This window comes from Moorena sp. (genome assembly GCF_982860115.1).
Genome location: NZ_CEYLVT010000277.1, coordinates 1 through 8,753, shown reverse-complemented (window position 1 = coordinate 8,753; position 8,753 = coordinate 1). Strand labels below are relative to the sequence as shown.

Here is an 8,753-nt window from a genome sequence, read left to right as displayed (position 1 = left end):
ACTCCCTACTCCCTACTCCCTACTCCCTACTCCCTACTCCCTACTCCCTGTTCCCATTGCTATACGACCTTCACGTTTAACCCGTAGATGAGATTGCCACAAAGACCAAACTCCAGCCAGATTACCTGTAATTTCCAAGCAGATTAGGGAGATCGGATAATTGCTCGAACCTTTTAGCCGTTCAAAGATGCGCCATAAATGAGCAAGTGGCAATCCCAGCACTATTTGCACCAATCCTCGCCAATCCCCATCTTCTAGTAATGTGGTGAGATTGTAAGCAACATGACCTTTACTGTAGTTGTAAAGCTGACGATGTAGCGCTGTCATTTCAGTGCGATGCTTATGCCAGACATAAGCGTTTGGCTCATAGACCAGGGTGTAGCCAGCTTTAAGTACCTTATAAAATAAGTAAGTATCTTCACCAACTCCTGAAGGCATACCAGCACCGAGGACTTCGTTCATCAGGCCAATCTTCGGATGACGAAAGATACTGCTAAGAAAAGCAACATTAGCCGTTGCTCCTAAGGTCCAAGTTGGTACAGGCTTGTAGAAAAAGGATTCAAACCAATCTCCATTAACCTCCACCTGTTCAAAGCCCCGTCCCAAGCCGCCATAATTTTCAAAACACTGCTGGGCATTGGTTTCCAACTGTAAGGGCAAAACATTACCTGTGACAATCATTACATCCGGTCTAGCAAAAGGAGCGATTAGCTTTTCTAACCAATCTGGTGGTACAGTAACATCATCATCTATCGTAACCACGATATCGCCGGTACTAGCAACAACGCCAACATTGCGAGCATAAGCTGATCCCTGACGGGATTCACTAACTAAAATAACATCAGGAAACTCAGCAACCACTGGTGGAGTCCAACCAGAAGCGGGATGATTATCAACTACAATAATTTCCAATTGTCGAGTAGACTCTTGGGCAACTAGGCTCGACAAACACTTCCGCAAATCTTGGGGTCGGTCATAGGTAGCGATGATAATAGAAACTGGTATAGTCTTTGGTAAACAGGTTAGTAAATCAGTCTCTTTTTCCTTGGATTTATAGTGATTACTTAAGATAGATAGTGCTTGATTATGATAGTAATCCCTACTGAAGTTAACGTCTACTTGCAGCAGCTTATGACCAAACTGATTGACAATAACTTCAATTAAGCGATTCTTGCTAATCCCTCGATCAGGGTTAGCAATATCAACGCTACCTAAAAGGTGATCATGCCATTTTACAAAGACTCGTACTGATGAATACTCTTTTACATCAGTTAATGCCTGTAAAGGTTCCCCTAGATCCACAGTCCGCACTGCCATACCTGGATTGGTTTTAATCTTTGGGATGTCTTCCTTAGTCAGAGCAGGAAAAATAGGGTCAGAAAAAATTGGGTAGGGATCACTATTTATATCAACTTCTGTTTCTCGTTCTTGGTTACCGAAAGATTGAGTAATCTCAGCAGCAGTGTGGCGAGCTTTGTGATAGCGAGTTAAACCAGTGAAGCAGCCTTTGAATTCAGCCAGAATTAAATCCCGTGGGAAGCGAGTGGGGTTTTTGAAATCAAGACACAGACGTCTTAAATTCCAATAGACTATCCACCACAGCAAAAGCAAGAAGAAAGAAACACACTCATCTGGATAGGCAAAGACGCTACGGATAGCGTAAGAAAACAGACCAATACTGTTATTAGTAATTTGCGTACGCAACTGAGCATAATTCCGTCGATGTCGATGGCGCACTATGGCACTAGGCTCATAGACCAGAGTATGTCCTTCCTTAAGCACCCGGAAAAACATTTCTAAATCACCACCACCATTAGTGACAGTACCCACATCCAAGGCAGGGTCAAAGAAACCAATATCATCAAAGACTGAGCGGCGATAAGCCATGTTTGCCCCTGTACCGAATTCTCCAGTACCTAGGAGTCTCCAATGGATTTTGTTGCCTCGATTAACCTGATACCATTTACGGCTCATGCCTCGCCCGAAGCCACCATACATTTCAAACAGCACTTGTGTTTCGGTTTCCAATTCATAAGGCACAACTAACCCAGTCACTGCCATAACGTCAGGATGTTTAATAAACACTAGCGCTAATGCTTTTACCCATGCTGAATCAACTACTACATCATCATCAGTATAGGCAATAATGTCTCCTTTAGCTTCAAGAACAGCTCTGTTTCTCGCCCAATCTAAACCCGGACGAGGTTCACAGATATAACGAATATTAGCATAAGTTTCTACCAGTTTTTTGGTGCTATCATTGGTGGGAGCATTATCAACAACTACAATATCTAAGTAAGGATAATCGAGTTGCTTGATAGCGTCTAAACATAAAGCAAGATTAGCAGTGCGATCGCGAGTACAAACCGCAACTGTTACTAACGGCAACTTGCCCTTATACTCCGGTGGTGGCACATCAAACAAATCCTCAAGACACAAGCTTTCCCGTCCGAGAGGTAAGGATAATCCATTGTACAAAAGACGATTGATAATCGTCTCGCTATGGTCTTCCAGAATACGTTTACTTAAGGTTTGTGCTGTGCAGTGACCATTAGTAATCGGTGCTTTAACATATCCAATTGGCGCACCATGGAAGCGAAGCAGTCCTTGCACTGCCATATAGCCATCCAAACCATCAAGAGTAGTCAGGGGGCGGCTCAACTCAATGTCTACTACTTTGATTGGATAAAGCATAATCGAAAATATTTTATATCATCAGCAGTGAACGGTGTAATAAATTTCCAAGCAAGAGCTTGAAATATAGACTACCTCGGCGTTTCGTTAAATCCGCATAACTGACTGATAAACCCGGTTTATTAACATAATTCTCAGATTTAATCTTAGTGATCATTCTAAATACGCTTTTAATGAACAAGATATACAACCCATAGCGAAAAATAGGGGTAATAAAATCCGCTTTCAAAGCTTGAGATAGCCAAAATAATGTACTGCGATCGCTACTACACTGACTACTTTGTCGTGCCAAATACATATAAAAACTACTCTTAGACAATCGATAAAGTGCTGCTGGAATCTCTGGATGCCTTTGTTGAACGTCACGTAGCATCAAACCATGAGACTTAGCCATTTGGCTGTAGTCGCGAGACATACTACTAACAATCTTGCGATAGCCAATCATAAATTCCGGCACAACAGCAAATTCATAATGTTCTGCAATTCGCAGATAGAGCTCCCAATCTTCACACCCCTGAGCCTGTTGTGCTTTCAATTGACAGTTGTAGCCACCGACGGTTTCAAAACAACAGGCGCGAATCACAGATGCACTAGCATTGCCTAAAAAGTTATGACATACCAGAGTTTTATAAACCTTTCCTTCTATACTTGAGGCACGGAAATCTCCAGTCAGTGAATTTTCGGCATCAATATCCGCCGACCAAGCATAAACCAACCCTACCGATGGCTCTGTTGCCAAGAAGCGTTTAACTTGCTTTTCTAAATTTTGCGGATACCAAATATCATCAGCATCCAGGGGAGCAATATAATCTCCCTTAGCGTTTTTAATCCCTAAATTACGAGCAGCAGCCACCCCTAAATTTGGTTGTTGTAGTAAAATAACACGCTGATCGTCCTCAGCAATAGATTGAACAATCTCAGCTGTGCGGTCTTGAGAACCGTCATCTACCACTATCACTTCCAGGTTTTTATAGGTCTGAGAAAGAACAGACTGTAATGTGATTTCAATAAACTGCTCTGTATTATAGGCAGGGATAATCACTGAAACCAGTGGTAAGCTATCAACTGTTTTAACAACCGACATTTGGTGATTTAAATTTTATAGTTATACTTTCCACAGGGATAAACTGAGCTTTTAATTTAGCTATCAGCATTTAGCTATATCAAATGGGCTGACTTCCGCTGACTGCTGATAGCGGATGCCTGACTGCTCAACCTGTAGACACAACCTCTATTACAAGTACAGAGTTACTCAGTCAATTCAGGACTTTTTGAAAACAAAATCTCTATTAGTGATTATTCGGTAGTTTTGTTAAAGCCAATCAAGGGGTTAATTAAATTTATTATAAAGTGAGTTTTTTGACTAAAATAATGTTATACTATTCGAGGGTATTGTTGAGATGCAGAGTAACGATTTAATCTCAAAATATCAATCAGTAATTGAAGGTAAATTCTCTAAAGAATGGTTGACTCTGCTAAACTAACTATCTCCGTCATCATCCCCGTATACAACGGAGGCGAAGACTTTCAGCAATGTCTTGCCAAACTATCTCAAGCTGAACCCCCTCCCGATCAAGTGATTGTAGTAGCTGATGGCGATACTGATGGCTCATGGCGTCTAGCCCAAGACTTTGGAGCCACGGTAATTCGATTGCCCACAGCAGGGGGTCCGGCTAAAGCCCGAAACCTGGGAGCGAAAGCAGCACAAAGCGATATCCTGTTCTTTATAGATGCTGATGTAGCAATCTATCCGGATACTATTGGTCAAGTGGTGAAAATCTTTAACAATGAACCTAATTTAACCGCTTTAATTGGTTCTTATGACGATGCTCCCGGTGCTGCTAATTTCCTTTCCCAGTACAAAAATTTACTCCACCACTACACTCACCAAACTGCATCTGAACAAGCATCTACTTTCTGGGGTGCCTGTGGCGCAATCCGTCGTGACATCTTTCTTGCCATGGGTGGCTTTGAGGAAAATTATCGTCAACCCTGTATTGAAGACATTGAGTTAGGCTATCGACTCAAGGAAAAAGGTTACAGGATTAAGCTGTGTAAGACTCTACGGGTGAAACATCTCAAGCGCTGGGGCATAATTTCTCTGCTTAGAGCTGACTTTTTCTACCGCGCCTTGCCCTGGACTGCCGTAATTTTAAAGGTTCGCGACGCAAGTCCGGAAAACTGTGGTGAGTTTATCAGTGACTTGAACCTAAAACTGTCTAGTCGTATTAGTGTAGTGTTGATCTATGCTCTACTAGGTGCTTTAGTTACAGCTTATTGGTGGTCTAGTACTGTGATTGCTATTGCTACCTGTGTGTTTAGTCTCGCCCTGCTAGTACTCAACAGACCTGTCTACCAATTCTTCTATCAAAAGCGTGGTTTACTATTCACTATACGAACCGTTCCATGGCACTGGCTGTATTACTTTTACAGCGGACTTGCGTTTGCCATTGGTATAGTTCGTCATTGGTTTAAAAAGTACATAAAAACTCTGATAGGCTTGCCTAATATATCAGGCTTAAATCATTATTGAAGCCTGATATATTTATATTTTATAAATATAAAAAATCTGAACAATAACAGTTAATATTAACTGTCAAAATAACGTTAAAATAACGTTAACTATAAGGTTGAATTTTAGGGTTAACCTAGACTTGCGATCGCTATGGAATAAAAATCGATATTCTCTTACTAAGCACTCACCACTAACGCACTCACCACTGACGCACTATTTTTAATCAATGGAACATTATCCCGTAGTGATTACAGGGGCAGGACCGGCTGGTCTTACTGCTGCCTATGACCTGGTTAAACAAGGCATTAAACCTATCGTTCTAGAAAAATCCAATAAAGTCGGTGGTATTGCTCGCACCGAAGTCTACAAAGGCTATCGCTTCGATATTGGTGGTCATCGCTTCTATACCAAAGTAGAAGCAGCGCATCAACGTTGGCAAGAGGTTTTAGGGGAAGACTTTATCAAAGTTCCCCGCATGTCACGGATTTATTACCAGGGGAAATTCTACGACTATCCCCTCTCAATTTTTAACACCCTATCGAATCTAGGCATCATTAACAGTCTGATTATTTTGCTCAGCTACTTCAAAGCAAAAATCAAGGCAAAATTGCGACCTTGGCGTGAACCTGAAACCTTTGAAGAGTGGGTAAGCGATCGCTTTGGTCGTCGTTTATACAGACTATTTTTTAAAACGTATACGGAGAAAGTCTGGGGCATACCCTGCGATAAAATTCAAGCAGAATGGGCAGCACAGCGTATTCAAAAATTATCTCTAAAACGAGCAATTATCAATGCTTTGTTCGGAAGTCAAAATAGCAAAAGCTTGATTAAGGAATTTGATTACCCCATACTTGGACCAGGGATGATGTGGGAAAAATTTCAGCAAGCAGTAGATAATCAAGGTGGTCAGGTAAGACTGAATACTGTAGTCACTAGTATTCAACGAGATGGTAATCATATCAAAAGTATTACTGCTTTGCAGGATGAAAAAACTATCTGTATCTCTGGAGACCATTTCATCTCTAGTATGCCAGTAACAGCACTGGTTCAAAAATTCGACCCACCTCCCCCACCAGCGGTAATCCAAGCAGCAAAATCCCTATCTTATCGAGCTTTTATTATTGTAGCACTCATTATTGATGCTAAAGATCTATTTCCTGATCAGTGGATTTATATCCATAGTCCAGAGGTGAAAGTGGGTCGCATCCAAAACTTTAAGAATTGGAGTCCAAAAATGGTATCGGATCCTAGCAAGACCTGTCTGGGTTTAGAATACTTCTGTAATGAGGGAGATGAAATCTGGAATCTATCTGAGAGCAAATTGCTGGATTTAGCTACCCGTGAATTGGCGAGTTTAGGTCTGGCTGATGCCAAGGCTGTAGAAGATGGTACTGTGTTGCGCCAACCTAAAGCTTACCCAGTTTACGACCGTGATTATCGTCAGCATTTACAAGTGATTCAAGATTTTTTAGCAGACTTTGATAACCTACAAACCATTGGACGTAATGGGATGCATCGCTACAACAATCAAGACCATTCGATGTTAACAGGAATGTTAGCAGTTAAGAATTTACTGGGAGAAAATCATGATCTGTGGGAGGTAAATACTGAACGGTCTTACTATGAAGAATTTACCACAGAAGAGTTAAAGCAAAAACAGGATTCAGTAGAAGACTCAGTTTTTCAGCCTGTATAGGCTATTGACATGTTCTACTTCATCACGACTTGGAATTTTCTACTTATTCCTTGCTACTTGATCGGAACTGCTGTACTGAATGTACTGCAAGCGGATTCCTTTAAACGAGTTAGCGATCGCATTATTGCAGCAGTGTGGTTGGGCATCGTTGTGCTGTCCATTGCACTGCTAGCAACCTCCCTAGTATTTCCCCTCAATTCCTGGGTAGGCTGGTGTACCGCTGCTAGTCTGAGTTTATTGTCTCTGACATCACAACCTACCCGCCATGAAATTGCTAATCTATGTTTCATGCTGTTTCCCAACTTAGCCTTGGGATTGTTGACCTTAGAATTTGGTGTCGCAGCATTCACCAGCCGACAAGTAACTTGGCTTGACACAGGTCTCTATCACTATGGAGCTATCCGATGGTTGTCTGAGTATGGAGCAGTGCCAGGTATCGCCCTGCTCCTTCAGCAGCTTGGTTTTACCTCATCGTGGTTTGCTCTCGCTGCTCCGTTTAACCCTCCAATTTTCGATGCTCAAGTTAGTGCCATCACCAATGGCTTTGCCTTTCTTCTGGCAATAGTACACTTTCTGATTGCTTTAGCTCAACTATTCACCAATCAAGCACAGCTCAGTGACTGGTTTATCGTCATCTGCTCATTGATTGTACTTCCTGTGTTAGTCCTATCTACTATGATGTCAGATATTCTGGTATCTCCATCGCCAGATATCCCAGTAATTTTGCTGACTGTAATCATCGCTTGGGCAATGTTAATCATTGCTCACCATCGCTCATCATCCGTAACTCAGGATGAAAACTATAGTTTTAAAAATAAATTTAAGAATAAATTTTACGATCCATTTATCCCACTTATTTTAGCAGCTGGAGCTGTAACCATAAAGCTTACTTCTCTACCTCTATTATTAATATCAGTTATTTTTTATAGTGTTTTCAGTAGGTTTTGTATAAAACGACTAGTGATAGGTGCTGTCATCACTACTTTACTCTTATCACCGATGTTCGCTGTCAATATCATCACCTCTGGTTGCCCAGTTTTTCCCTCATCATTCTTATGTCTGGATTTACCCTGGTCTTGGACAGCAGAAGAAGCTAAAGCAGTTGCTGAGAACACTCGCGTTTGGGGAATATGGTTTGACTCACCTCCACAAAATATTCCTCCCTGGCTTTGGAAATTTGTGCTTTGGTTGATTTCTAGTACTCTAAATCAAATCGCTACTGGAATAATTTTAATTTCAATTTTATTGACTATCTCTATTCTACGAACATCAATCAATCATCGCCTTTGGGGTTTGATTTGGGTATTAGGCTTAGCCATTTCAGGAACCATATTTATGATGCTTTATGCTCCTGTAATCAGACTTGGATTAGGATATATAATTATTATCCCTGCTTTATATATTACTATATTTTTTTACAAAAAAAATGGTAATGTAAATTTACTGATAAGCAAAAAAAAACCGGTATCAAAGATATGGAAAATTAGTCCGATATTTAGTATAACTAGTTATTTAGCTTTGGCTGTTATCACCTTAGTTATTGTTCTGAATCAAAAAACTCACTATCGACTGATTCTCCCTCCCCAGATGATGAGGTCAGATTTAGTCAAAAAACAAGTCAATGGTATTAATTATTTTTCTCCACAAGATATCTCTCCAGAAGAGCATGAGCTATGCTGGTCTGCTAAACTACCTTGTGCATTTGAACTAGAAGATAATATCAAACTTCGCGATCCAAACCGTGGTATTAAAGGTGGTTTTATAAAAGTAAAAAGGGAACAGGGAACAGGGAACAGGGAATAGGGAATAGGGAATAGGGAATAGGGAATAGGGAATAGGGAATAGGGA

5 protein-coding genes are annotated in these 8,753 nt (G+C 40.9%); 3 read left to right on the top strand and 2 right to left on the bottom strand.

Annotated elements, in window-relative coordinates:
- Positions 1 to 33: 33 nt before the first annotated feature.
- Both AC4II3_RS28930 and AC4II3_RS28925 read right to left on the bottom strand, forming a co-directional pair.
- Positions 34 to 2,694 (bottom strand): glycosyltransferase, encoded by a 2,661-nt coding sequence (locus AC4II3_RS28930; RefSeq protein WP_488016872.1) that lies wholly within the window; start codon positions 2,692 to 2,694, stop codon positions 34 to 36.
- 13 nt (positions 2,695 to 2,707) lie between these two features.
- A complete protein-coding gene (locus tag AC4II3_RS28925) occupies positions 2,708 to 3,778 on the bottom strand; it encodes a glycosyltransferase family 2 protein (RefSeq protein ID WP_488029703.1) in 1,071 nt (356 codons plus the stop codon).
- A 378-nt stretch (positions 3,779 to 4,156) separates the two neighbouring features.
- On the opposite strand from AC4II3_RS28925, the gene AC4II3_RS28920 reads away from it, so the two are divergent.
- From AC4II3_RS28920 to AC4II3_RS28910, 3 genes are all read left to right on the top strand, one after another.
- On the top strand, positions 4,157 to 5,227 hold the full coding sequence (locus AC4II3_RS28920; RefSeq protein ID WP_488016345.1) for a glycosyltransferase family 2 protein: 1,071 nt from the start codon (positions 4,157 to 4,159) through the stop codon (positions 5,225 to 5,227).
- A 208-nt stretch (positions 5,228 to 5,435) separates the two neighbouring features.
- On the top strand, positions 5,436 to 6,905 hold the full coding sequence (locus tag AC4II3_RS28915; RefSeq protein ID WP_488016343.1) for an NAD(P)/FAD-dependent oxidoreductase: 1,470 nt from the start codon (positions 5,436 to 5,438) through the stop codon (positions 6,903 to 6,905).
- 9 nt (positions 6,906 to 6,914) lie between these two features.
- Positions 6,915 to 8,708, top strand: a complete 1,794-nt coding sequence (locus AC4II3_RS28910; RefSeq protein WP_488016341.1) for an LIC_10190 family membrane protein — start codon at positions 6,915 to 6,917, stop codon at positions 8,706 to 8,708.
- Positions 8,709 to 8,753: the final 45 nt, after the last annotated feature.

What these genes read in the sequence shown, in the direction of transcription:
- AC4II3_RS28930 (WP_488016872.1), bottom strand. Translation starts at nt 2,694, where the DNA reads ATGCTTTATCCAATCAAAGTAGTAGACATTGAGTTGAGCCGCCCCCTG.
- AC4II3_RS28925 (WP_488029703.1), bottom strand. Translation starts at nt 3,778, where the DNA reads ATGTCGGTTGTTAAAACAGTTGATAGCTTACCACTGGTTTCAGTGATT.
- AC4II3_RS28920 (WP_488016345.1), top strand. Translation starts at nt 4,157, where the DNA reads ATGGTTGACTCTGCTAAACTAACTATCTCCGTCATCATCCCCGTATAC.
- AC4II3_RS28915 (WP_488016343.1), top strand. Translation starts at nt 5,436, where the DNA reads ATGGAACATTATCCCGTAGTGATTACAGGGGCAGGACCGGCTGGTCTT.
- AC4II3_RS28910 (WP_488016341.1), top strand. Translation starts at nt 6,915, where the DNA reads ATGTTCTACTTCATCACGACTTGGAATTTTCTACTTATTCCTTGCTAC.